Annotated in this window: 23 protein-coding genes and 1 pseudogene; 16 read left to right on the top strand and 8 right to left on the bottom strand. The window is 61.9% G+C overall.

The genetic code is table 11. The annotated features are described in order from the left end of the window. Positions 1-267: 267 nt before the first annotated feature. Positions 268-663 carry a BlaI/MecI/CopY family transcriptional regulator gene (locus KQI84_17660; GenBank protein MCB2156706.1) on the top strand — a complete coding sequence of 132 codons (396 nt, stop codon included), beginning with the start codon at positions 268-270 and terminating at the stop codon, positions 661-663. Position 664: 1 nt separating this feature from the next. Further along, on the top strand, positions 665-3,571 hold the full coding sequence (locus tag KQI84_17655) for a PDZ domain-containing protein (protein ID MCB2156705.1): 2,907 nt from the start codon (positions 665-667) through the stop codon (positions 3,569-3,571). A 97-nt stretch (positions 3,572-3,668) separates the two neighbouring features. Here the strand turns inward: KQI84_17655 and KQI84_17650 are convergent, their stop codons facing one another. The 3 genes and pseudogenes from KQI84_17650 to KQI84_17640 form a co-directional block, all read right to left on the bottom strand. Then, on the bottom strand, positions 3,669-5,051 hold the full coding sequence (locus tag KQI84_17650; GenBank protein ID MCB2156704.1) for an NCS2 family permease: 1,383 nt from the start codon (positions 5,049-5,051) through the stop codon (positions 3,669-3,671). A 174-nt stretch (positions 5,052-5,225) separates the two neighbouring features. Beyond that, positions 5,226-5,483: pseudogene (locus tag KQI84_17645) on the bottom strand (hypothetical protein). Positions 5,484-5,511: 28 nt separating this feature from the next. Beyond that, a complete protein-coding gene (locus tag KQI84_17640) occupies positions 5,512-6,588 on the bottom strand; it encodes an ADP-ribosylglycohydrolase family protein (protein ID MCB2156703.1) in 1,077 nt (358 codons plus the stop codon). A 109-nt stretch (positions 6,589-6,697) separates the two neighbouring features. On the opposite strand from KQI84_17640, the gene can reads away from it, so the two are divergent. The 4 genes from can (at position 6,698) to mnmA (ending at position 9,815) form a co-directional block, all read left to right on the top strand. Next, complete coding sequence (can, locus tag KQI84_17635) at positions 6,698-7,327, top strand: carbonate dehydratase (protein ID MCB2156702.1); 630 nt, start codon at positions 6,698-6,700, stop codon at positions 7,325-7,327. 12 nt (positions 7,328-7,339) lie between these two features. Beyond that, on the top strand, positions 7,340-8,248 hold the full coding sequence (gene surE / locus KQI84_17630) for a 5'/3'-nucleotidase SurE (protein ID MCB2156701.1): 909 nt from the start codon (positions 7,340-7,342) through the stop codon (positions 8,246-8,248). 18 nt (positions 8,249-8,266) lie between these two features. Next, on the top strand, positions 8,267-8,602 hold the full coding sequence (locus tag KQI84_17625; GenBank protein ID MCB2156700.1) for a hypothetical protein: 336 nt from the start codon (positions 8,267-8,269) through the stop codon (positions 8,600-8,602). Positions 8,603-8,675: 73 nt separating this feature from the next. After that, entirely contained in the window at positions 8,676-9,815 is a 1,140-nt protein-coding gene (mnmA, locus tag KQI84_17620; GenBank protein ID MCB2156699.1) for a tRNA 2-thiouridine(34) synthase MnmA, read from the top strand. A 15-nt stretch (positions 9,816-9,830) separates the two neighbouring features. On the opposite strand, the gene KQI84_17615 is transcribed toward mnmA, so the two are convergent. The 3 genes from KQI84_17615 to KQI84_17605 all read right to left on the bottom strand — a co-directional run bounded on the left by KQI84_17615 (position 9,831) and on the right by KQI84_17605 (position 11,822). After that, positions 9,831-10,208 carry a type II toxin-antitoxin system VapC family toxin gene (locus tag KQI84_17615; protein ID MCB2156698.1) on the bottom strand — a complete coding sequence of 126 codons (378 nt, stop codon included), beginning with the start codon at positions 10,206-10,208 and terminating at the stop codon, positions 9,831-9,833. A 13-nt stretch (positions 10,209-10,221) separates the two neighbouring features. Beyond that, the gene (locus KQI84_17610) at positions 10,222-10,476 is read right to left on the bottom strand and encodes a type II toxin-antitoxin system Phd/YefM family antitoxin (protein ID MCB2156697.1); all 255 of its coding nucleotides are present in this window, start codon (positions 10,474-10,476) and stop codon (positions 10,222-10,224) included. Positions 10,477-10,556: 80 nt separating this feature from the next. Continuing rightward, a complete protein-coding gene (locus KQI84_17605) occupies positions 10,557-11,822 on the bottom strand; it encodes an MFS transporter (GenBank protein MCB2156696.1) in 1,266 nt (421 codons plus the stop codon). A 249-nt stretch (positions 11,823-12,071) separates the two neighbouring features. Between KQI84_17605 and KQI84_17600 the strand changes: the two genes are divergently transcribed. Further along, complete coding sequence (locus KQI84_17600; GenBank protein ID MCB2156695.1) at positions 12,072-12,968, top strand: CHAD domain-containing protein; 897 nt, start codon at positions 12,072-12,074, stop codon at positions 12,966-12,968. Between the two features lie 3 nt (positions 12,969-12,971). Here KQI84_17600 and KQI84_17595 read toward each other — a convergent pair whose 3' ends face one another. Continuing rightward, on the bottom strand, positions 12,972-14,135 hold the full coding sequence (locus KQI84_17595; GenBank protein ID MCB2156694.1) for a glycosyltransferase: 1,164 nt from the start codon (positions 14,133-14,135) through the stop codon (positions 12,972-12,974). Positions 14,136-14,192: 57 nt separating this feature from the next. After that, a complete protein-coding gene (locus KQI84_17590) occupies positions 14,193-15,404 on the bottom strand; it encodes a HEAT repeat domain-containing protein (GenBank protein ID MCB2156693.1) in 1,212 nt (403 codons plus the stop codon). Positions 15,405-15,575: 171 nt separating this feature from the next. Between KQI84_17590 and KQI84_17585 the strand changes: the two genes are divergently transcribed. The 9 genes from KQI84_17585 (at position 15,576) to KQI84_17545 (ending at position 25,145) form a co-directional block, all read left to right on the top strand. Then, entirely contained in the window at positions 15,576-16,154 is a 579-nt protein-coding gene (locus tag KQI84_17585) for a nicotinate-nicotinamide nucleotide adenylyltransferase (GenBank protein MCB2156692.1), read from the top strand. Between the two features lies 1 nt (position 16,155). Beyond that, entirely contained in the window at positions 16,156-16,770 is a 615-nt protein-coding gene (locus tag KQI84_17580) for a hypothetical protein (GenBank protein ID MCB2156691.1), read from the top strand. 121 nt (positions 16,771-16,891) lie between these two features. Next, positions 16,892-18,676 (top strand): alpha-glucosidase C-terminal domain-containing protein, encoded by a 1,785-nt coding sequence (locus tag KQI84_17575; protein ID MCB2156690.1) that lies wholly within the window; start codon positions 16,892-16,894, stop codon positions 18,674-18,676. A gap of 121 nt (positions 18,677-18,797) precedes the next feature. Continuing rightward, a complete protein-coding gene (gene rpsL, locus KQI84_17570) occupies positions 18,798-19,175 on the top strand; it encodes a 30S ribosomal protein S12 (GenBank protein MCB2156689.1) in 378 nt (125 codons plus the stop codon). 88 nt (positions 19,176-19,263) lie between these two features. After that, positions 19,264-19,737, top strand: coding sequence for a 30S ribosomal protein S7 (gene rpsG / locus KQI84_17565; protein MCB2156688.1), 474 nt, complete (start codon positions 19,264-19,266; stop codon positions 19,735-19,737). Positions 19,738-19,946: 209 nt separating this feature from the next. Beyond that, positions 19,947-21,161 (top strand): glycosyltransferase family 4 protein, encoded by a 1,215-nt coding sequence (locus KQI84_17560; protein ID MCB2156687.1) that lies wholly within the window; start codon positions 19,947-19,949, stop codon positions 21,159-21,161. After that, on the top strand, positions 21,152-22,096 hold the full coding sequence (locus KQI84_17555) for an NAD(P)H-binding protein (GenBank protein ID MCB2156686.1): 945 nt from the start codon (positions 21,152-21,154) through the stop codon (positions 22,094-22,096). Before KQI84_17560 ends, KQI84_17555 begins: the two co-directional genes overlap by 10 nt. Positions 22,097-22,151: 55 nt before the next feature. Then, a complete protein-coding gene (locus KQI84_17550; protein MCB2156685.1) occupies positions 22,152-23,885 on the top strand; it encodes a M23 family metallopeptidase in 1,734 nt (577 codons plus the stop codon). A gap of 66 nt (positions 23,886-23,951) precedes the next feature. Next, positions 23,952-25,145, top strand: coding sequence for an ABC transporter permease (locus tag KQI84_17545; GenBank protein ID MCB2156684.1), 1,194 nt, complete (start codon positions 23,952-23,954; stop codon positions 25,143-25,145). Positions 25,146-25,188: the final 43 nt, after the last annotated feature.

Genomic DNA, 25,188 nt, shown 5'->3' with positions numbered 1-25,188 from the left:
GATCAGACCCCAACATAGACACGTTTCACCACTCAGTAGCCACCGCTTATCAGCCCGGCGCAACCCGGGCCATGCAGATTTTTTGTCATCGGATGAAAGGATTTTGCCCGAAGTGCATAGAATACACTGAGACTGAGCGATCCCCCCAATGCCGCGAATGAGGTTTTCTACTACGAATGTAGTTTTTCCACTTGACGGCCCACTACAGCCGTAATACTACGAGCGTAGTTTTGCCGGCATACCTGAAAAACCAACAGGAGCAATATCATGAACTCCCTGCACCAACTCAGTGATCTACAGCTCGCGATCCTTCGCGTGCTCTGGGCGCGGGGGGAGGCAACCGTCAACCAGGTCCAGGAGGATCTGGCTGCGGAACGCTCGCTCGCCTTGACCACCGTCGCCACCGTGCTGACCCGGATCGACAAGAAGGGTCTCGTCTCGCACCGCACCGAAGGACGTCAGTACGTCTACCGGGCAGAAGTCAGCGAGGCCGAGGTCCGCGGGTCGGTCCTCTCGGATCTCACCGAGCAGCTCTTCAGCGGCGACGTCACGGCGCTCGTCAGCCACCTTCTCTCCGAACAGGAAATCACACCCGGCGACCTCGCCCAGGTCAAAGCTCTCATCGAACGCAAAGAAGCCGACTCCCGCGAAGGAGGGCAGTAATATGCATGCCATCCAGAACTTCCTTCACGACCAGCTCTTCCAGGTCCTCTCCCCCGCCTTCATGGCCTGGGTACTGACCTACATGGTGCACAGCACCCTGCTGATCGTGGTCGCATTCCTGGCAACGCGCTGGCTGAAGCCGCGCTGGAGCCCGCTGGCCGATACCATGTGGAAAGTGGCCCTCGTCGGCGGTCTCGTCACCGCGACGATCCAGGTCACAGCCGGCATCCAGCCCTTCGGCGGGCATTACGATTTGATCTCCCAGAAGTCTGAGCCGGCCCCGGCCGCCACCTGGGTGGCGGAGAACAACCCAGGGCCGGCTCCTCAAACCATTGCGCTGACGACCACCGCCGAGCTGGAGCCCGAGTCGCTCTTCACAGACGACGAAAAGGCCCAGGCGAACCTGGAAGTCACGCAGTCCCTGCTGCCGATGCCGCTGGTCGAGCCGCCAGGCGGCCAGGACATGCGCCTGGTTCAGATGCCGTCCCCGGTCACCAGCTATCGCGTGGTCCCCGACCGCCGCGGCATGGATGACGACAAGGGCGCCACGATCCTCGGCAGCCTGTCCGACGGCGGCCCATTCGGCGGGGGCGGATTCCCCGCGATTCTCCTGGGATTGTGGGCCCTCGGGGCAGTCTTTGGGATCGTCCGCCTGTTCGTCATGCGGATGAGGTTTGAGGATCAACTGGCGAATCGCCGCGAGATCGTCGGCGGTCCGTTGCCGAAGATGCTCGAAGACCTTCGCCGGCAGGCCGACCACAAGCGCCCGATCCGCCTGACGATGTCGCCGGCACTGAGCAGCCCGATCGCCCTTGGCTCGGACGAGATCTGTCTGCCGGAGAAGGCTCTTCGGGTTCTTGGCCGCGACGAGCAACGCTGCATGCTCGCCCACGAGCTCTCACACCTCGTCCGCCGCGACCCGTCGTGGCTCCGATTCTGCTGCGTGCTCGAACGCGTCGTCTTCTTCCAGCCGCTAAATCGCTTCGCCCGCCGCCGCATGCAGGCCATCGCCGAGTTCCTGTGCGACGACTTCGCCGCGCATCACACCGGCCAAAGCCTGACCATGGCGCGTTGCCTGGCGGAGATCGCCTCCTGGGTCAGCCCGGCGCCGGGGCGTCCGCTGCCCGTGGCCGGGATGGCCGAGAAAGGCTCGCCCCTCGTCCAGCGTGTCGAACGCCTGCTCGACCAGAAGGCCCCCATCCCGCGCATCGCATCGCCACAGTACCGCTTCGCGCTGGCCGGCGGACTGCTCGCCGCCATGGTGATCGCCGCTCCCGGAATCACGATCGGTACCGACGATTCCTCCGACAGCACTGACAAGGAAGGGCAAGTCATCATCAAAATGTCGAAGGCGGATGGCTCGAATGGACAAGTCTGGGTCAGCGCAACCGCCGACGGCGAACCGGTTTCCAGCAGCACCAACCTGTGGACGACCAGCGATGGCAAGACTGTTGAGATGACCGGGAAGACGATCGTTTTCACCGGCGACGACGGCAAAGTCCAGGTCCTCAGTGGGGACAGCGGGGAGTGGACGACTGAGGGGGGCACGACGATCGAATTGGCCGAGGGCGGACAAACCTTCGTGACCGACGACGGACGCACGATCAAAGTCCAGACCACGGCCGAAGCGTCGGGCGTCCAGGACATTGACCTGGTCCTCCCGCAGTTTCAAAGGCCACTACGCCTGGGCATCGTCTACGAGCAGAGCGGCGAGGCCTTGTCCGCGCAGTTGGGCGTCCATCCGCGGAACTCGTTTATCATCACCAAGGTGTACGACGATTTCCCAGCCGCAAAGGGCGGCATCCAGAAGTACGACATCGTCACCAAGATCAACGGCGAAGAAGCCTCCGCCTCAAACCTGAGCAACGCCCTCAAGAAGGCAGATGTGGGCGATACCGTTCAGTTCGATCTCCTGCGCGAAGGACGCCCGATGAAGTTGACGATCACAATCGAGGAGCCCCGCGTTCCTCCTCAGTCCGATGCGATGACGTGGACCATGACGACCGGCGACAGCCCGATGGTCTTCTTCTCCGACGATGGCAAGGCCTCCGAGCAGTGGGCGAAGCGCTTCGAAAAGGCGATGAAGTCCTTTGAGATGAACCTGCCTCAGATCGAAGAACATCGAATTCGCGATCTGGCCGAAGGCAAAGCCGAGTACGCCGAGGCCATGGCAAAGGAACTCCGCTCTCGCCTTGAAGAGGCATCGGAGCGCAATGATGCCGAAATGAAAGAGCTGGCCAAGCAGATGGCCATCGAAATGCAGGCCCGCAAGTGGTCCATGGATGAAGAGACTGCCGACCGCATCGAGGAAATCGCTGAACGCATGGCCGAATTGGGAGAGAAGTACTCGGAACACACGCTCCAGTCGCTCCAGCCCCTCGAAGATCACCCGGAGTTCGAAGACTCACTCGTCGATATGGAAGATGCACTGGTGGGCTTTGAGGACCGGATGAACGAGATGGAGGAACGCCTCCACGAGATGACCGAGAAGCTCGAACAGCAGCAGATGGAACTCGAAGAGCAACTCGAACTGATGAGCGAGGAACTCGAAGCCAAGGTCGAGAAGGCCCGCGTTGCCTACGCGGCTTCCCTGTCCGCGGATCTCGAGAAGGCGCTCGTCGGAAAAGCCGGATTCAAGTCTCTGGCCGACGAAGTGGAAATCATCGCGCTGGATGTAGCCGAGGACGTCGATTTCGAGCAGATCTCGATCAATGACCGCAAAGGCAAGCGTCGTGTCGAGATCGCGGCCGACTGGAACGATGTTGCAGATTTGCTCCGCGACCGCGTCCAGGAAGCATTCGACGACTACGACATCGAACTGACCAATGCCGATCAGAAGAAGGTCCAGGAATCCCTGACCAAAATCGCCATCAAGCACTCGAAGTTCGAAACCGAAATAGAAGACTGATCCAGACTCTACCCCCGCAGGGGGGCGACCTCCAGAAGGAAAGCGGCCCGGCCATCCTTGGCGCCGGGCCGCTTTTCTATTCTGATTCAATTGTCCGTCAGTGCGGTATTCCAAAGACATAGTAGGCCAGGCACATCGCGCCCAATGCCCACGCGCCCGGACGAATCTCGTGCCACCGACCAGTCGCAAGTTTCAACGCCGGCCACACAACCAGCCCCGCGGTCAGTCCGTTTGCAATATTGTACGTAAACACCATCATGCCGATCGTCACGCACGCAGGGGCGAGTTCCGTCAAATCATCGAAGTCGATATGACGAATCGCCCCCACCATCATAATGCCTACGACTATCAGCGCCGGCGCGTAGGCAAACTGTAGACTCGCAAGCGACGAAATCATCGGCAGAAAGAACAGAGAAATCGCAAAGAAACCCGCTGTCACAATACTCGCGATGCCCGTGCGTGCACCGTCGCGAATGCCCGTGGCACTCTCGATGTATGCACCGCTGGTGCTGGTGCCAACAAGCGGAGCGAAAATGCAAGACAGCGCGTCCACCATCATTGGTTTCTGAATTTCTGGGAAGTTCCCCTTCTCGTCCAGCATATCCGCCGCCGCGCCCAAACCAACCAGCGTGCCCAATGTATCCAGAAATCCCATAAGAAACAACGTCAGCAGAACGGGCAGAAATGCCATATTCAGCACGCCGGCAAAATCGAACTTCATCGCGATCGGGGCAACCGTGTATTCGCCAGTGAACGGAAGAGCCACGAACTCCGTCGGCATGTTGCCGTAACCGAGCGATATGCCCGCCGCAGCCGACAGCACAATCCCGATCAGAATCGCACCGCGGATCTTGCATTGTATCAAAACGATCATAACGAAGAATGTCGCGATCGAAAGAAGAACCTGGCCGTTTGTAATATCGCCAATCTTGATAGGCACGGAGGGGTTTGTCAGCATTTCGCCACTGGAATCGAGAAACATTGCGGCGGGATTCCCCGCGACGAAGTTCTGCACAATCCCCGTTTCATACAAACCCAGAAATGCCAGAAACAATCCGATGCCTACGGCGAAGGAATGCTTCAAACTGGTTGAAATCGATTCCGCCAGCCAAATGCGCAGTTTCAGCAATGTCAGAATCAAAAAGGCCACGCCGGAGAGCAAAACAACGGTGAGTCGTTGCTCGACCGTAACATTCAATCCAATCGCCAGCATGCCAAATGCAATGAAGGCATTCTCGCCCATGTATGGAGCGACTGCAATCGGCCGGCGCGCATAGACACCCATCAGCAGCGTGCCAAAGATCGCCGCCAGGATCGTCGCAACCGTGCTGGCCGGAATAGGGAACCCTGCCCCGGCCAAAATCGCCGGATTCACCACGATGATATACGCCATCGTGATGAACGTCGTCATGCCGCCCAGCACCTCGACGCGCATGTTCGTCTTGTTGCTCGAAATGCCGAAGTAGGAATCGAGACTCATCGCACTGCTCCCGATCGAATATCTGTTTTGAATCTGTTGTATTGATTCAAGAACCAGTCGATCCAGAACAAGGGCAAGCCGATTGTCTTGCTACGCTTCGCCGCGAAGCCGCTCCAGAAGCTCCTGCATCCCGACGTCTCTCCCGCACTCGTCCGGACGAAGCTCCAACAACCACCACTCGTCCAGACGCATGTCATCGATCAAGACTTCCGGCTTGGGCAGAAAGGCCGCAAAGACATTCGCGATGCCGATCTCCTCCGCCACCTCGCGCGCATACGCTGCGCCACCGGCACTCCAGCAGTACAGTGCCGCGCCTTCCGAATGCAGCCGGCGCACACAGTCAACCGTCGACTCCACAGGGAGGCGCTTACCGCCAGTCGTCCGAATCAGTGTGTCGTCGATATCGACATAAGCAACAAGAGGCTCCACGATCCTTGCCCTCCACGCAGTCCTTGTCCGATCACCACGGCCGCAGTCTATACAACCCATGGGCCAACACGACAATCAGCATCGCCAGGTTGCGCACGGGAATCGCCGGCCAGAAGAGAGGTTCCTCGACGAACTTGCCATCCTCGATCGCCGTCGCCAATCGCCCCGCGACGCGCTCGATCCAAGCCACTGATCGCGGCCAATCGCGCATGCCGCGCAACCATTCCGCCGGAATGCCTTCCTTGCCAACCGCCGCTCCGATGATCGCACCGGCGACAGCGCCTGTCGTGTCGGCGTCTCCTCCCAGGGCAACGATCGTGTGCATGGCCCCGCGGAAGTCGCGCGGATGACGCAGCCAGGTGTACAGCACCGCCGGCGCCGTTTGATGAACGTATCCGCTCGGGCCCTCTGGCGTTTTCATCTCTTCCAGAAACCGCTCCGCATCCCACTCCTCCTCGACGGCCGCTCGCACAATTGGCAGCCACCATCTCGCATCGGGATCGTCTTCCGAGTAGCACGCGGCGACCTCATCGAAAGCCGCCCTCCAGTCGAACGGCTCGCCTGCTTGTTGGAAGGAAACTCGCGTTGCGACGGCAATGGCCAGTGCCGCATCGAGCGCTTTCGGATCGCGATGCGTCATGCACGTGGACGCTACGGCGAACGCGCGCATCGCCTCCGGTTCGTTCGCAAACGCGAGCCCGAGAACCGGCGCACGCATCATTGGACCATTTCCCGCCGACCACATGCCCGCGCGAGTTGCCCCAAAGCCAAGCCACAATCGAATACACGCCAGCGCCGTGGCCTTTCCCGTGCCGGGTGGCAAAGCCGCCATCCACCAGCGCAACTTCCACGCGAGGCGTCGCGCGAACTTCTCCACGTCACTAATTCCGCCACCGGCCAAGGCTTGCGCCGTCATGCAAAGGTGCTCCGTGTCGTCGCTCAGCAATCCCGTGCGCGGCAGCAGACACTGATGCGGCTCGTGCCCAAACAGCCGCACCGACCGCCGCGCCGACATCCCCTCCCGCGGCAGACATACCGAATCCCCCACCGCCGCACCGAGGAGGCAGCCGGCGAGTGCACGTCGCAGTTGTGTTTGCTCGTGGGCCATCCGTCCTTCTTCTTGCGGCGCGTGTCCAGAATCCAAAGGCGCACTTCTCGCTAGCTTCCCCCGAGCGGTTTCCGCAACACGGAACCCAACACATCGACGGAGTGACCCGATGCGCGAACTCAAGCAGCTCTTCGACAACAACCGCCAGTGGGCCGAGAACCGCGCGGCACAGGATGCATCGTACTTCCCGCGTCTCGCCAGCGAGCAGAACCCCGACTACCTCTGGATCGGATGCGCGGACAGCCGTGTGCCCGCCAACGAGATTGTCGGCCTCGATCCCGGCGAACTCTTCGTCCATCGAAACGTGGCCAACCTGGTCGTGCATACGGACTTCAATGCCCTGTCCGTCATCCAGTACGCCGTCGAGTATTTGAAGGTGAAGCACATCATCGTCTGCGGGCACCTGGGATGCGGCGGCGTGAAGGCCGCCATGGGTAAAGCTCAGGTTGGCCTGGCGGACAATTGGCTCCGCCACATCCGGGACGTCTACGCCGCCCACGCACGCGAATTGGACAAGCTGGCTGAGACGGCCCGATACCACCGCCTGGTCGAACTCAACGTCCTCCATCAGGTCAGCAACGTCTGCCATACGACCATTATCCAGAATGCGTGGAACCGCGGCGAGAAGCTTTCCGTCCACGGGTGGGTCTATAACCTGGAGGACGGCCTGCTGCGCGACCTGGACTGCTGTATTTCCGGCCCGGACCAGGTCCCCGATCCGTATCTGACAACGGAATGATTGCTTTCCCGCTTGAAGCGCCTCACCGCCGCGCGTACCTTCCCCGGTTTGTTTGAACGTTTCGGGAGGTTCCCCGCGATGGATTTGAAAAGCGTCAAAGTTCTGCTCGTCAACGATGACGGGATCGATGCCCCCGGGCTGCAGGCCCTGCGCGGCGAAATCAAGGATGTGTGCGACCTCCTGGTCGTCGCGCCCATGTCCGAGCGCTCCGGCGCCGGCTGCTCGCTGTCTCTGAACGCCGAGATGGCCGTCGAGAAGCGCGAGGAAAACGGCCGCATCTGGGGCTACGCCGTGGACGGCACCCCAACCGATTGCGTCAAGTTCGCCCTCACCGCGCTGAACGGATATCGGCCGGACCTCGTCCTGAGCGGCATCAATCGCGGGCGCAACGTCGGCAACTCGATCTGGTATTCCGGCACGGCCGCGGGGGCCGTGGAGTCCACATTCTTCGGCTTGCGTGCCATGGCGGTGTCGCTGGCCGTCTTCCGCAACCCGGAGAGACGCTTTGACACGGCCGCGACCTTGACACGCCAGCTCATTCCCTGGCTGATTCAGCAATCCTGGCAGCCGCGGACTTTTTGGAATCTCAATGTCCCCAACCTGCCGCTGGATGATGTCAGTAATATTCGCTTGGCAGAGCAAGGAACGTCCTTTTTCGTCGACGAATTTGCGCTCGATCGCGAAGAAGGAAACATGGCCTACTACAAGAATGTGGGCGAGCGCCTGCAGCGCTCTCCCGAGCCCGAGAACAGCGATGACCTCCTGATCGACGAAGGATGTGCGTCGCTGTCATTACTCAACATAGACCTGACAGTCCGCATGCCCGAGGCGGCCAGTGAGGCCCTCGAACGGGAATGGAATCAGTTCGTATTCGGCAGTCCGGAACCGCGCGAGCCGGGCAGTCGCAGGCAAGTGGACTAACTTGTCGCGCTGGACGTCATGAATACATCCCTCATCAAGGTCGCCGCGGGCTTCCTGATTGCCTGGATCCTCGTCTTTCTCTTCCTGTTGACCGGGCTGGAACGTGTTTACTCCTACGGCGCCGAGGGTCCCTGGGCCATCAGCGGACAGATGCACCGCGGGATCTCGCGCGTCATGGTTTTCCCCTTTCTGGTCCTTGGGGATCCGGAGGCCGCGCGCGACGTGAAGGTCGATGTGCCGCCGGAGGAAGGCTTTCCGTACGCCGCCGCCGGCGCCACCGGGTGGGTTCTGCTGGTGGGCGGGCTCGGCATGGTCCTTCAGATCGCTCTGCAGCGACGCCGCCCCGAGCAGTAGCACCGGCACCGAACTTGTTTCCGAGCAAACCCGTGGGCACCAAGCCCGCAGATGCCGTCCAAGGGCCCGATCGATGACCCCAACGATCCAGTCGAACCCCCGCGTTCTCGTCGCCATGAGCGGCGGCGTGGACTCGTCGTTGGCGGCGGTGCTGCTGCGCCGCGATGGCTACGACATCGTCGGCGTCAACATGCGCACGCACCGCCTGACGCCGGAGGAAATCGCTCGCGGCCCGCAGATCAAGACGTGCTGCTCTCCCACCGACGCCAAGGATGCCCGCGCGTGCGCTGATCGCGGCGACTTCCCGTTCTACGTGCTGGATGTTGAGCCGGCGTTCGAGCGTGACGTGATCGATCCCTTCGTCCGCGCCTACATGGGCGGCCGCACGCCGAACCCCTGCGTGCTCTGCAACAACCTGGTCAAGCTGGGGTTGCTGCTGGAAAAAGCCCGGATGTACGGCTGCGAGCAGGTCGCCACCGGCCACTACGCGCGCAAGGAACGCCACCCGGAAACGGGCCGCTGGGTCCTGCGCCGGGCCGCCGATCGAGCGAAGGACCAGTGCTACTACCTCTACGGCCTGACGCAGAAGCAGCTCGCCGCCATAGTCTTTCCGCTGGGTGAGCTGACGAAGGCTGAAGTGCGCGCCCTGGCCGCGACGGAGGGCCTGCCGACCGCCGAGAAGCCGGAGAGCCAGGAGATCTGCTTCATCCCCGACAACGATTACCGCCGGTTTCTTCGCCAGCGCTTCGCCCGCGACGGGGTTGAAATGCCCCGCGGCCGATTCCTGCACGTTGACGGCCGCGACCTGGGCGAGCACGAAGGCATCCCTTTCTATACAGTCGGCCAGCGGCGTGGTCTCGGCATCGCGGACCGCGAACCGCTCTATGTGGTCGCGATCGACACGTCAGAGAACAACATCATCGTCGGCCCGAAGGGCTCCGTCCTGTTCGACAGCTTGACGGCGAGTGGGTTGAACTGGATGGGCCTGGCCGGACTCGAGGGACCGCGTCGCGTTCGAGTCCAGATTCGCCACCGACATGAGCCGGCACCGGCGACTCTCTCGCCTACCGACGACCGGGACTGCGTTCGTGTGAACTTCGCTACACCCCAACGCGCCGTCTCCCCCGGCCAGGCAGTCGTCTTCTACGACGACGAGGACCGCGTCCTCGGCGGCGGCTGGATCGACCAAGGATTCTCGGCTGGCGAGAATTAGGCCGTCAGAATTCCCCTACCCCGCCAACACCCCAACATAGTAGTCGAGAATAGCACGGTCCGAGGTGACAAGGAGGAGTCCTTCCGACTTCGCCTGTGTGATCAGCATTCGGTCGAAGGGGTCGGTGGGCCCAGCCGGAAGCTGCCGAAGCTCCCAGGCATGCTCCGGCGTGATCGGAAGAGTCCGAAAACCCTGCGCCTCGCAGAGCTCCAAGAAGCCGTCAGGCAGTTCCACTTGACTCTCGGCCATTCTTATCGAGATCTCCCAGAGCGTGGCGGCGCTGATGAAGACCTCGTTGGCGTGATCGGCAATGGCGCGGCGGTGGTTCGGAGACAATTTCAGCGAGTCCGTCAACCACCAAAGCAGGACAGACATGTCGAGTAGCAACTTCATGGCGAGCGCCCCCCTACTCGAACTCGGGCAGCATCGGTCGATCGCGGAACGCGCGCTCGACTTCCGGCGCCGGTGCCTCAAAATCCGCACGATTTGTCAAGCCACCTCGCAGGACACCCGGCTTGCGATCCTGCGTCGCCCTGGCCGGCGCCACGAGTCGAGCGACCGGCTCCCCGGCCCGGGCAATGATCACCTCCTCGCCCTGCTCCACCAGGCGGACGAGTTTCGAGAAGTGCGTCTTCGCTTCGTGCATATTGACTTGGCGCATGTCCTGGGGCTCCTTATCGACTAAGTTTAGTCTAGTCGATTTGATTGCGAAGTCAAGTCAAATAATGGCAATGTTTTGCGTCATGCTGTTTCGGGAGAATCGGCCGGCTTGTCTTCGACCCGCGTCAGCAGGAACGCGCCGCCGATGAACAGCAGGATGATCGCGAGAATTCCAAATCGAGTGCTGCCGGTCAGGAGCCCAACGAAGCCCATCAGGGCCGGACCGATCACCGCGGCGGCCTTGCCGAGCATGTTGTAGAAGCCGAAGAACTCGCCGGCAAGATGCCGCGGAATCAGCCGCGAGTAGAAAGACCGACTCAGCGCCTGGACGCCGCCCTGGACAAGACCAACCGTGATCGCCAGCACGTAGAATTCCCACTGCTCCTTCATCCGGAAGCCCCAGATCGTCACCAGCGCATACACTCCGATGCCGATGAAGAGGGCGCGCTTTGTGCCGATCTTGCCGCCGAGCCACCCGAAGGCCAGCGCCGCCGGAAAGGCAACGAACTGCGTGACCAGCAACGCCTTCAGCAAAACGCTTCCATCGAAGCCGAGAGACAGGCCGTAGTCCGCCGCCATACGGATGATCGTGTCCACGCCATCGATGTACAGCCAGTACGCCAGCAGGAAAGTCGCCGCGTTCCGGTGTGTCCTCAGCGCGAATATAGTGCGAAAGACCTGGATCAGTCCTTCACCGGCAGACTTCAGGATCGGGAGGCTCTTGTCCGCCTTGGGTTCCGGCACCCACAGGAGCAACGGAATCGTGAAGACCGCCCACCAGGCGGCGACGACAATGAAAGAGATCCGCGTCGCCATCTTGGCGTCTGCCAGCCCAGCCAGTTCGGGGTGCTCGACCAGCACCAGCAGGGCGACGAAGAGGAGCGCGCTGCCAATGTACCCCAGCGAGAAACCCAGGGCGGAGATCTGGTCCGACTTCTCCTCAGGCGCCACGCTGATCAGCAGCGAATCGTAGAAGATATTGCCCGCGGCGAATCCGATGTTTCCGAGGACGAACAGAGCCAGCGCAACAACCCAGAGACCTTGCGTGGAAATCACAAGACAGGCCGTCGAGAGCACGCCGAGAGTGGCGAATGCGGACAGAAAGCGCTTCCGCGCGCTGCTCTTGTCCGAGACCGCGCCCAAAATCGGCGCGAGCGCCGCCACGACGATGCTGGCGATGGAATTGGCCATGCCCAGTTCGAAGGAACTATGGGCCACGTCGATCCCGTCGCGCAGGACGTTCTTGTAGAAGATGGGAAAGAACGACGACAGAACCACCAGCGCAAACGCCGAGTTCGCCCAGTCGTACAGGGCCCAGGACAACACGGTGCGGCGATTCAGTTTCACCGGCGCGGCAGATTCGGTCATCGTCGTCTCCAGCGGATTGACGGGCAGAGTACCGCAGCGTCGGCGGGCGGGCGGCTGCGTGGCAAGCCAAGACGAGCGTCGAGCGAACGTCTTGCGAAGGAAGTGTTAGATCGTCGGAGGGCCTTCGATTCCGCAGCGGTTCTTCTTGGGGCGCGGCCTCGGGGTGTGGCATAGGTACGTCAGATGGAAAGAAGAACTGTCGTCTATCCGATAGCCGAGGAGCGAAGCATGCCGTTCCGCTTCAAACGAAAAGAGGATGTGGGTGAGGCGTTGAAACGCATGGTCGGCGAACAGGTCGATCGCGCGATTGCGGAAATCCGCGATCCTGAGCTGGATCGCCACACCGCCGTCCACCAGGTGCGGAAACGCTGCAAGAAAATCCGCGCCGCGCTGCGCCTGGTCCGAATGGAGAACGGCAAGCTTCACGATCGCGAAAACGCGCGCTTCCGCGATCTGTCCAAACGCCTTTCCGGAATGCGCGACGCCCAGACGGCCATCAACACCTACGATGCTCTGATGGCACGCTTCCAGGACCGCATCGATCGCAAGGCATTCGGTTCGATTCGCGCCGCTCTCACGCGCCGCCGCAAGCGACTGGCCATCGACGAGGGCGCGCTCGAGGCGCTGCTGGCAGAGACGCTCAAGGACCTGGAGCAGGCTCGCGCGGACATTGATAAGTGGAAGATCAAGAGCTCGGGATTCTCGACGATTCGCGCCGGCCTGCAACGGACGTACGAACGCGGTCGCGCGGGGCTGAAGCGTTCCTACAAGACTGGCCGGCTCGAAGACTTTCACGATTGGCGCAAGCGCGCGAAGTACCATCGCTACCAGGTCAGCACACTGCGCGGGCTCTGGCCCGACATGGTCGATCGGCGCCGCCATGGCGCGATGGTGCTCGGCGAACTCATCGGCGACGACCACGACCTTGCCTTGCTGGCGCAGCTGCTTAAGGACGAACGCGAGTCCTTCGGGAACGAGGATGTCCTCGCCATGTTCGAGGCATTGATCGCCGAACGTCGCAAGGAGTTGCAGGACAAAGCGCGGCCGCTCGCGAAGCGCCTCTACGCCGAATCGCCGAAGGCCATCGGCAATCGATTCCGCAAGCTCTGGAAGGTCTGGAGATAGGACTCAGCTGCGCGCGGCGAGGACTTTTCGAATCAGATTCACTCCGCGTTCGACCACGCGTGGCCTGTCGTAAAGGTCCAGCGCTCGGGCACGTCCCGCCGCGCCGTGCTGAGCGCGAAGTTCCGCTTCGGCCGCATACGGCATCATCGCCACGGCAAAGGCATCCGGGTCCTCCGGCGGGACAATGGCGCCCGTCTCGTCCGGCACGATCATGTCGTTCACCGACCCCACATCCGTCGCCACGACGGGCCGCGCGGCCATCATCGATTCGATGATCGTCACGGGCAGTGCCTCGTTGCGCGATGCCAGCACAAACACATCGCTCGCGTGCAGCACCGCCGGCACGTCGTCACGGTGGCCGAGGAACGTCACGCGATCGCCCAGATTGTGTTCGGCGATGTAGGCTTCCTGCTCGCGGCGATAATCCATCATTGTTGCTACGTTATCGCCCGCGATCCAGAGGCGCGCTTGCGGCTGCTCGGCAACGACCTGGCGGAACGCGCGCAGCAGCACATCGATGCCTTTGCGATGGTGAATGAACGCGAGCGTCGTGAAGACAACATCTTCCGGCGCGGCACCCAGTTTCGCGCGCAAATCTTCATCACGCCCTTCGTGCGAGTATCGCGTCGAGTCGGCGAAGTTCGGCAACATGATCCAAGGCTGCCGCTTGGGGCGCGGCTTGAACACGCGCTGGCTGCGCCGGGCAACAAACGCAAGCGCCGCCGCCGTGCGGCGGATCACGCGAACGCGCTGACGATTCACGAACGTCGGGATGGGATCTTCCTGCACACAGTATACGACGGGAACACGCGCCAGCCAAGCCCCCAGGCCGGCCAGCACGGCGATGTAGCTGCCGATCCACACGGCATCGAAGCGACCTTCGCGCACGAGCCGCCGATAGAGCCAGATCGCGCGCAGCCGCGTCAGCATCAGGCGAATGCGCTCGGCGCCGGACGCGTCGGCAACCGGACGCACGGGATTGGGCACGATCGCCGTCTTCAAACCAGCCGCGCGCGCTTCCTCTTCGCAACCGCCGCTCTCGGGATAGCACGCCACGACGTCATGGCCCAACGCCGCAAAGCCCTCCGCCATCTGCGTGGCAATCTTCGGCGCGCCGGATTTCTCGGTGGAGTGGGCAATGACTAACAGGCGAAGTTTCTTGGGCATGATCGATGGAAAGACCTGGCAATCGGCAGCAGACCGTTCGCCATTCGCAGCTTTCTCTCAGTTATTCTCCGGCTGAACGAACTCGAACGCCAGGATCTCGCGCGCGCCTTCGCGCTTGCCGGTCACGACAACGCCGAAGCGCTCGTCTTCGCGCGGATTCACGCAGTGGATTGCACCGCGACTTCCATGGTGAGCGCCGGGGATGTTCAGATTCGCCAGAATGCGAATGCCTTTCATGAAGCGTTCGCGCAGTTCCTCCGGCGGTGCGCCGAGATCCGTGCGATTTCCATCGGCATCCAGCATCACGACTTCGAACTCGTCGTCCGCCGGGCCCTGCGCGACGTAGGCCGCCTTGTAATTGCACTGCGCGGCAATGGAAAGGAACGACTGGATCGCCTCGATGCAGTCGCTGCAATCCTCCAGCGGCGGGTGCGGCTCATCCGGAACGATGTTGTCCAGAATGACGTGGCAAATTTCATGACGCGAGGCTTCGGTCAGCGTCTCGGAGCACTGCACCCAGTCGTCGTCGCCCCACGCATAGAACGTCAGGATGCGCTCGTAGATGCGTGGCAGCGGCCAGCCGTGCAGTTCCACCTCGTGGCCGATCAACTTCGTCAACAGCTCGGAGGGATCCTCCGGTAAATCCGACCGCACCGCGACTGATACGACTCCGCCCGGCCCAATTCCGAGCGGCACGGCGCGGTGTCTCATCGCCAACAACCGCGGCAGCATTCCCACCAGTCGGCGGCGCTCTTCGCCCTCCGGCGTGCGCGTCAGCGCGATCGCCGTTTCATCGTCGATATGAATCGCCTTGCGCGGCAAACTCACGCGGCTGTGGTGCTTCAACTGGCCGCGCAACGTCGGGAAGTCGCGCAGGATTTCCTCGACGGCGATTTGCGCTTCGCGCCGAACGTCCTGGTCGGGATCGAACCCCTCGATGACATCGAGTTTCTCCAGCGCTGCGCGCGCTCGCATCCACCCGAGGCCGATCGCGGCGTTCAGACGCAACTCTTTCACTTCGATATCCAGAAAGCGAATCAAGATCGGCTGAGCGCGGTTATCGCCGAGTTTTCCGAGGAGCTCGATCAGGACGGCAATGCGCGGATGATTGGGTTGCTTGATCAGGAAACTGGCGAGGGGATCGAAGAGCTCCGGCCCGAGCTGCAGGAACTTCTGAAAAAGCTCCGCAGCCTCCTGATCCTGGCCTTGCTCTTTCAGAATCATCAGCTCTTCAAATTGCCAACGGAGTGGCTCACGGTCCGATGTCATCGGCACCCCTCTTTGCCCGGATGGCGGATCGATACGACTGTGCTGGAGCCTGAATCGAACCGTCGCTCAACGCAAGAGATAAGGGCTGCGGGCGCTTCCACGCGGAACACGCCCTGTTCCGGTTGCATCCAAACGACAACAGTTCGCAACATTTCCCCAAGGAGCCTGGACATGCGAATCGGAATCTTCGGCGGCACGTTCGACCCGCCCCATCGGGCGCACACGATGGCTATCGTCTGGGCTCTGCAAACCGGCGAGGTCGATCGCGTGCTGGTCATTCCGGCGGCGCGCCATGCTTTCGGGAAAGAACCCGGCGCATCCTTCGCCCATCGCGTGGCCATGTGCCGAATCGCCATCGAGCCGCTGGCGGATGGACTGGCGACCGTCGATCCGCTCGAGGGCGAACGCGAAGGCAAGTCCTTCATGGTGGATACGATCCGGATTCTGCGCGACCGCCACCCCGACGACTCCTGCCGCCTGCTTGTCGGAACGGACATCATCGACGACTTGCCCAAGTGGCGCGAAGGCGAGGCGGTAGTCGAGCTCGCTCCCCCGCTGGAGATCCCCCGCATCGTCACCGACTCCGGCGACCCGGCCCGCGGACTGCGCCCGGGCGCCCTCCCGATGGTCTCATCGACCGAAGTGCGCGAACGCCTCGCCGCCGGCCGCGAGGACGCCGCAGAACTGATCGCCGCGCCGGTGCTGGATTACATTCGGATACACAAACTGTATGGGGGGGCAAGCGGCTGACATGGATCTCTGGTTCATCGTGCTCATGATAGGCGCAATCGCGTTCACATTGGGCGCCATCATCTTCATAATGGTCTACCTCGGCAACATCTTGCAGATGGTGCAGAAAGCGGAAGATGAGGGAAAGCGCCCTCCATTCTGGAAGTTCTTGCTGATGGTTCTGCCGACCCTTTTTCTGATCTTGGTACCCCTGTGGCTCCAGAGTTCGAGCAACAAACAAACTGAGGAAGCAGTCAAGCGACTTGAGGAATCCGGAGTGCTCATGACTTCGGGGCAACTCGAACAACTGCGACAGCAGATGGAAGTCGTTCACGGACAAGTCGACGAACTCCTGACAGAGCTCACGACAATGATTAACGATGGCTGGGAAGAGGCCGACACCGAGCAGGAGCGAGATCAATATCGACAAGCCTTTCGGGAGCTCGTGGAGGAGAAGCCGGATTCTCTGTGGATCGTCTTTCAACGAACCGAAAGCCCTTCCCTCCGTACGGAGTTGGCCGCCGCCCTTGGGGAGAAGCTCGACATGGATCTCGGCGCGAAGCCCGGTGATGTCTTGTCTGAAGCAGAACTCGCCCGAATCGCGAAGCGCCTCAAGGAGCATTTCGAGGCCGAATGAAACCGTTCCGTCATTTATTCGTCATCCCGTACGCATCGCATTGACTCGCCCCGGGCCGGCACTTAGGTAGGGGATCAGTCAACGACTCTTCTTCCCCCGAGAAACCCGGAGGTTTTTTTTGATGAGCACTCCCAAGTCCGGTCGGTTCGGCTGCCCTGGGGCGGCCTGGATTCCTTTGTTTGTGGTGGTGGTGATGATGTCGGTTCTCTCTCCCGTCCGTGGTCAGTCGGCGAAGATCGAAGGCGAATGGAAGTTCAAATACGACACGGAAGATATCGGCGTGGATGAGGGCTGGTTTGCGCCCGATCACGACGACGCAGAGTGGAACGACATGGCAGTCCCCGCCGAATGGGATGAAGAGTACGACGGCGTCGGCTGGTATCGCCGCACGATCATGGTCGAAGCCCCCGAAGACGCTGAAGCCAAGACGGTGCTGCGCTTCGGCCAGGTCGACGACGAGGCCTGGGTTTACATCGATGGCGAACTGGCGACCTCGCACCATTCGTGGAACACACCGTTCTGGCTCGATCTGGGGCCGTACCTGAAGAAGGGCGAGCCGACCACGCTGAACCTGGCGGTGCGCGTTAATGACGTAGGCGGACCCGGCGGCATTCTGAAGCCCGTCGAAGTGGTCAGCGTCGTCGACGAGATGGATTTGTACCTGACGGAATGGAGCGAGATCCCGGCGCGGTCGACGCTGGCCGACCTGGGCGACCTCGTGATGTATTCCGTTTACATTCGCAATTTCTCCGAATCCGGCGACTTCGAGGGCCTGCGCGAGCGCCTCCCCGAGCTCGAAGCCATGGGCGTCAACATCCTGTGGCTGCTCCCGATCCACCCGATCGGCGAGCAGGAACGCAAAGGCACGCTCGGCAGCCCCTACGCAATCTCCGACTACTATGCCGTGAACCCCGACTTCGGCACCAAGGAAGACTTCCAGCGCCTGGTCGACGAGGCCCACGCCCACGGCATGAAGGTCATCATCGACCTGGTTCTGAACCACACGTCGCCAGACAGCGTCCTGACCCGCGAGCACCCCGACTGGTTCATCCGCAACGAGGAAGGGAAGATGACGGCCAGCAATCCCGACTGGTACGATATCGTCGATCTCGACTGGGATAACCACGAAGTCTGGGAGTACTGCGCCGAGATGATGGAGTATTGGGTGCGGGACCTGGACATCGATGGCTATCGCTGCGACGTGGCGTCGCTGATGCCGACGCCGTTCTGGGAGATGGCCCGCGCCCGGCTCGACCGGATTAAGCCGGGAGAAATCGTTATGCTGGCAGAAAGCGAAGCGGCCGACCTGCACGTCAAGGCGTTCGACCTGACATACAATTGGCCGCTGCTGGATGTTGGCCACGATGTCATCAATGGCGAGCTGTCCGCCAAGCAGCTCCGTTCCGCCATCCTTTCCCAGCAATACGGCTATCCGCGGTACTCGGTGCATATGAATTTCGTGGAAAATCACGACCGCGAGCGCGCTCTGAACGTCTATGGCGGCCCGGACCAGGCCAAGCTGGGGGCTGTACTGAGCGTGACCATACCCGGCATGCCACTGCTCTACACAGGCACCGAGGTGGGCTGTACAGATCTGCGCAACGATGGCTTCTTTGACCGCAAGGTCGTGGACTTCACCAGCGATCCGCACGGAATGCGGGCCTTCTGGACCTCCATTCTGGCCCTGCGCGAGCAGCATGAAGCATTGAAATATGGCGACTTCCAGCTTTTGAACCCGGAGCCGGCGGACAAGGCCCTGGCCTTTACTCGAACTCATTCGAGCGGCAATGTGCTTGTGATTGCCAACCTGAAGGGCGAAGAAACGACTGTCGAGCTCGAGCACGAGCTGCTTCCGGGCAACAAGGTAACCCTGGGACCCTGGCAGTGGACGGTGCTGGGAGACTAGAAATCGCGGGTGCCGCAATTAGCGCTTGACCGCGCGGCACCCTCTGGCCTTTATAGCGGGCCCGTTGCGGAGGAGCCGTGCGCCCTGCCGACGGTAAGATTATGGAGAGTGAAGAAGGTTTATGCCGACGATTAATCAGTTGATTCGACGCGGTCGCAAGGTCTCGAAGAAGAAGAACAAAGTGCCTGCGCTGCAGGGCTGTCCGCAACGTCGTGGCGTGTGTACGCGTGTTTCGACAGCGACACCCAAGAAGCCCAACTCCGCCCTTCGTAAGATCGCCCGTGTGCGTCTGACGAATGGCTACGAAGTGACCGCCTACATCCCCGGCGAAGGCCACAACCTGCAGGAGCACTCGATTGTGCTGATCCGCGGCGGCCGTGTGAAGGACCTCCCGGGTGTGCGCTATCACATCGTTCGTGGCGCCAAGAAGGGCGACACGCAGGGCGTTCCCAACCGCAAGAAGAGCCGTTCCAAGTACGGAACCAAGCGGCCGAAGTAATAGCACGACCAGATTCTGACGATTTCTTTAGAGGTGCACTGTGGCAAAACGTAAGAAAAAAGACGGACGGAGCAGAAGCCAGCGCAAGATGGGTCGCCGGACAATCCAGCCGGGTCGCGGCCTATTCCCCGACGTTCGCTATAACAGCCTGCTCGTCGCGAAGTTCATCAACTGCCTCATGTGGGACGGCAAGAAGCTGACCTCCGAGCACATCTTCTACGGCGCGATGGACAAGATCGCCGAAAAGATGGAAGGCCAGGAGCCCCTCGAGGTCTTCAACCAGGCAATGGAAAACGTCAAGCCGGTGCTCGAAGTCAAGAGCCGGCGCGTCGGCGGTGCCAACTACCAGGTGCCCGTCGAGGTGAAGCCGAACCGTCGCCAGGCCCTTGCGATCCGCTGGATCATCACCAATGCCCGCGGCCGCAACGAGAAGACGATGGCTCAGCGTCTCGCCAACGAACTCATGGACGCCTTCAACAACACCGGCGGCGCCGTGAAGAAGAAGGAAGACGTCCTGCGCATGGCCGAAGCCAACAAGGCCTTCGCCCACTACCGCTGGTAAGACGTCTTCTCGCCACGGCGAGTCTGAGTACGATTCCAACCCCCGTCCGCTCTCCCTCTCCAGGAGCGGACGGGGTTTTGTTTAACACGACCGCCTCGCGGCGGCTTTGGAGAATGTCCCGGCGGACAACGCTTCCCGCGCTTGACCCGCTGGCCGCCGCTCTTCATATTTGATCGAGTCGACAACGGGTCCGGCAAGGATTGCTCGGGATGGCTGAAGCGAAACAGGCGAAGAAGAAGGCGCGCGAAACCAGGGCGCCCAGGATTCTGCAACTGTGCGCCGTGGACTTCACGGTGCGGCAGTTTCTTGCGCCCCTAGCTCTGGACCTGCAGAATCAGCACAAATGCGAGGTCGATGTCGCCTGTACCCCGGGTCCCCATTGGGACGAGCTGAAGTCCTGGGGCCTCAATATGATCCCGCTCAAGATCGCGCGTTCCCGGAATCTCATCAGCCACATCTTCAGCGCCTTCCGCCTCTTCTTCCTCCTAAAGAAGAAAAAGTACGACATCGTGCACGTGCATACGCCGATCGCCTCGTACATCGCGCGCCCGGTGGCGCGCCTGGCAGGCGTGAACACGATCATCTACACGGCCCACGGATTCTACTTCCACGATCGGATGCCGAAGAGAAAACGCTTCTTCCACATCCTGCTGGAGAAGCTCGCCGCGAAGTTTCACGATTACCTGTTCTGCGTCAGTGGCGAGGACGCCTTGGCCGCTGAGCGCCTGAAGATCGATGCCCCCTCGCATATCTACACAATCCGCAACGGCGTCGATGTGGCGAAGTACGACCGCAACCTCGTGAAATGGAAAGGCCCGGAACGCCGCAAGGAATTGGGCATCCCGGAGGAAGCGCCGGTCATCACGATCATCGGTCGCATGACCGCAGAGAAGGGCTTCTTCGAATTCCTGCAGGCCGCACCGATCATTCGCGAAGAATTTCCCGACGCGCATTTCCTGATCATCGGCGATACGCTGTCCAGCGAACGCGACCGAATTAAGCGCAAGCTCCAAAAACTGGCCGAGGTGCCGGAACTGCAGGGCCACGTCCACATGGTTGGCCTGCGCAGCGACGTGCCCGATCTCCTGGCAGCCTCGACGGTCTTTACATTGCCCTCGCACCGCGAAGGCCTTCCCGTCTCGATCATCGAGGCCATGATGATGGGCCTGCCGGTTGTGGCGACGCGGATTCGCGGCTGCCGCGAGGAAATCCAGGACGGCGCCTCCGGTTTCCTGGTCGATGTCGGCAAGGCCGATGAACTGGCCGACGCCGTGAAGTACCTGCTTCGCCATCCCGACACGGCAACAAAGATGGGGGCCTCGGGCCGGCGGCGCGCGCTGGATATTTATGGGCTGGAGCCCGTTCTGAGCGCGCAGTGGAGCGTTTACGAGAGAATCATCCGGGAGCGCGTCAAATGCTGGTAGTCCCGCTCCCCCGCCGAATCCTGCTGCTGGGCGCCTCGAGCCACACGGGCGAGCGTGTCGCGCGCCGCCTTGCTCGACACGGCGTGCATGTGCGCGCGATGACCCGCGACACGAAGTCGCCAATCGCCCAGGGACTGGCCGCCGCACGCTGCGAGATCGTCGAGGGCGACGCGAATCGCCGCTGGAAGATCTGGGAAGCGCTCGAAGGTTGCGACGCCATGGTGTCGTGCTCGCACATCCGCCACGCCGAGGTCTGCATCCAGGCCTGTCACCGCGTCGGCGTCGAACGCCTGGTCTGCATGTCATCCACGCGCCGTTTCTCGACCTTCAAGACACCCGACGTGAACGAAGTCATGGCAGCCGAGGCGCTGCTGACCGAATGCGACCGCGAGTGGACGATCATTCGTCCCACGATGATCTTCGGCGGCCGTCGCGATGACAACATCACGAGACTGGTCAAATGGACCAGCCGCCACACGTGGTTCCCCGTCTTCGGCAAAGGCAACAACCTCGTCCAGCCCGTGTTCGTGGAGGACCTGGTGGATGCGCTCGTGGAAACGCTGCGCCGCCCGGACACGTCGCATCACGATTACACCCTGGGCGGGCCGGAGGCGATCGAGTACAACGACTTCATCCGGCAGATCGCCGAGGCCCAGGGTCGGGCAATTCGCCTCGTGCATGTTCCACTGAAGCTCGCGATGTGGTCGGCCACCGTGATGCCGAACTTCCTCCGTCCGCTGGGCGTTACCCCCGACGTCATCCGCCGCATGCAGGAAGACAAGAACGTCGGCATCGATCGGGCCCGCGACGATCTGGACTTCAATCCGAGACCGTTCTCCGAGGCGATGTCCTGGAAAATCAGCGGCAACGCCGAGGTGGAGGCGATCTACCCCACCGAAGGAGGCCAAGCATGGTCGGCCTCCCATCCCGACTGATCCGCACAACCTCCGCTGTTCCCGACACGTCCGCTCGCAGTGCCTGGGGGCTGTGATGCAAGCTGACGCAACCTTCCAATGGCGCCGTCTCAACTGCACGCCGGAGGGCGAGCCGCTCGTCCCGGCGGTTCGGGCGCTTGCCGTGTCCCCCGCAGGCCGGCTGGCGGTCGGTACCCAGGGCCAGGGCCTGCTGGTGCGCGATCCCGGCGCCAACGGACGGTGGCGGCGGTGGACCAAGGAGTCCGGCCTACCCTGGCGGCATGTCTCGGCACTGGCATTCAGCGGCGAGAAACTGTGGATTGGCACGGCGGGCGGCGCGCTCGCCCTGCTCGAAGGCCTCAACGATCGCGAGCCGGAGATCCGGACAATCAGCCAGGGCGACCGCGTGCACCGCTACGTCTCCGCCATCAGCGCCACCGAGCGCGCCATCTGGGTGGCGACGACGGATGGGCTGCTGCGCTTCGATCCCGGTGGCGAACTGGAGGATCAATTCGGCGACGCTCACCTGGAAAACGTCTACGCGACGGCCCTGCGAACCGGCGGACCAATCCTGATCGTCGGGCATCTGGCCGGCGGGTCGGTCAGCTACGACGAGGGCGAAACCTGGCATCCACTGATGCCGCGCCTGCCGGAGGACCCAAAACGCCGCCGCGTGCGCGACATTCGCCTCCTGCACCGGCAGTGGTTGCTGGCAACGGACGGCGGCGTCGGATGGTCGAACGATTCGGGCAGCTCGTGGCACTTCTTCGAGAAAGGCCCCGGGACACTTCCCGCCCGGCACTTCAGCAGTTGGCCGGCCTCGAGCCTGGCCGTGGCGACACCGGACGGCATCGTCCGGTTCAGCGAAATCGGCACAGGGCTGACCGAGAAGACAAAGGCGGAACTCATCTCGAACGCCGCCTGGGAGCCCGCCAGCGACGCCCACGCGCTGCTGCGACCGGATGACGTGCAACTAATCGGCACCAGCGCGGGCCTCTTCGAGTACGCTGAGCGCAAGCCGCAGAAGTCCTGGGAAGAGCCACAAGAGATTCGCCTCGAAAAGCCCGAGCCGTGGCCATTCTTATCGCTGCGGCGGCCGATCGACCGCACCCAGCAGCCTTACCTGGACCAGACATACCTCTTCGCAACGACGTGCGAGGGCGAATTCCGCCCCCACCGCGGAGTCGAGTTCAACGCGCCGCCGGGGACACCGATTGTCGCCTGCGCCGCGGGGCAAGTGGTGCGGGTAACGGCCCCGGAGGATGGGAATCGTGTCTTCATCGACCACGGCGAGGTCATCCCCGGCTGGATCATGACGACGGTTTACGTCCACGGACGGGCATTGTACGTTCGCGAAGGCATGGAGGTGAAGGCTGGCAAGCACATCGCCGACGCCGGCGCCGTCGGTCGGGCGACAAACAGCCACCTCCATTTCGAGGTCGAATGGCGTCGGACCGGCGAAAGCCTGGACCTGGCGAAGCCCTCGAACCCGGAGCTCTGGCTGGAACCCGCGGAGCCGGGCTTCGGCGCGCTGGCCCTCCGATCGCCAAGGGGACAGCGACTGCCCTCCGCCACGGTACGTGGCCCGGTGAAGCCATTCCCCTTCTGCACGCCGTTCCTGGAGGCGCAGACGCCCGACGAGAGCCTGCAAAACGATACGCCGGGATCGGGGTGGCTTGTAATCGGTGATTTACCCGCGGGGCGCCATGTGCTGCGCTGGAGAGATGAAGCGCGGGACGATCTCTTCGTAATGGAAGTGGAGGCCGGGCGATTGAGTTTGGGAACGATGGCGGAACCGAGTGGAGCCTGAAAGGGAGAAAGTCACGGGATTATGCACATTGGTGAGTCTGTACGAATCGGTCTGACGGAAATCCGCATGCACAAGATGCGGTCGCTGCTGACGATGATGGGAGTGATCTTCGGCATCGCGGCGGTGATTGCAACGTCGGCTATCGGCGCCGGCGCCGCGGAAGAACTGAACCGCCAGTTGGCCATGTTGGGAACGAATACGATTCGCGTGCGTGCGCTCGAACTGAAAGGCGCGGAGGCGCTGGCCGCAATGCGACGCTCGCCAAATGGACTGACTCGCGGAGATGCCGCCTCGATCCGCGAGATTCTCGGGCAGAATGTCACCTACATCGCGCCGCTGAAGAAGGCGGAACTGGAGGCCTTCTCGAGTGGCCGCAGCCTGCCGGCCGAGATCTTCGGCACCAACGAAGACCTGCCCGGTATCATGGGGTACGAAGTCGCCGAGGGGCGCTTCCTGACATCCATCGATACAGAAGAAAGTAAACAGGTTTGCGTGATCGGCGAGGAGGTGCGGCGCGAGGCCTTCCCTCTGGTCGATCCACTCGGACAACGTCTGCTGATTTCGGGGCAGTACTACACGGTTGTCGGGGTGCTGCAGCCGCGCAGCATGGGCGGCGTCAAAACGGTCATCGATGTCGGCAACGTGGATCGTTGTATCTACCTGCCGATCAACTCGCTGATCCGTCGCCTGGGCCAAGGCGAAGCGCAGGCCGATAAACTTGACGAGATTGTTCTGAAAGTGCGGGACGCGGCGACACTGCGCGAGACATCCCAGGTCGTTGGCGATATTCTCGAACGCCGCCACAGCCAGATTACCGACTTTGAAATCGTCGTCCCGGAGGAACTGATCCGCCAGCAGCAGGAAACCGAGTCGATTCTCTCGAACGTGCTGATGTTCGTCGCGGCGATTTCGCTTCTCGTCGGCGGCATCGGCATCATGAACATCATGCTGGCAACCGTGACGCAGCGAACGCGCGAGATTGGCGTGCGACGCGCCCTCGGCGCGACGCGGCGCGATATTCTCGGGCAATTCATCATCGAATCGCTCATCATCAGCCTGCTGGGCGGCATCCTGGGCATCGGATTGGGGTACGGACTCGCCAATCTGATCGGCCAATATGCGGATTGGGAAACCATCATTCCGCTGCAGGCGGTTTTGATTGCGAACGGCGTCGCTGCAGGGGTTGGATTCTTGTTTGGCCTTTATCCGTCATTGAAGGCCGCCCAATTGGATCCCATCGAAGCCTTGCGGACGGAGTAAGCGCGTAGTAGCCGTTGAGGGCTGCACAAGTCTACCCATGGGG

It is taken from the genome of bacterium (assembly GCA_020444065.1).
In the GTDB taxonomy this organism is placed as follows: Bacteria; Sumerlaeota; Sumerlaeia; order SLMS01; family JAHLLQ01; genus JAHLLQ01.
Note: the sequence above shows the minus strand (reverse complement) of the source record. Positions and strands in the feature narration are given on the sequence as shown.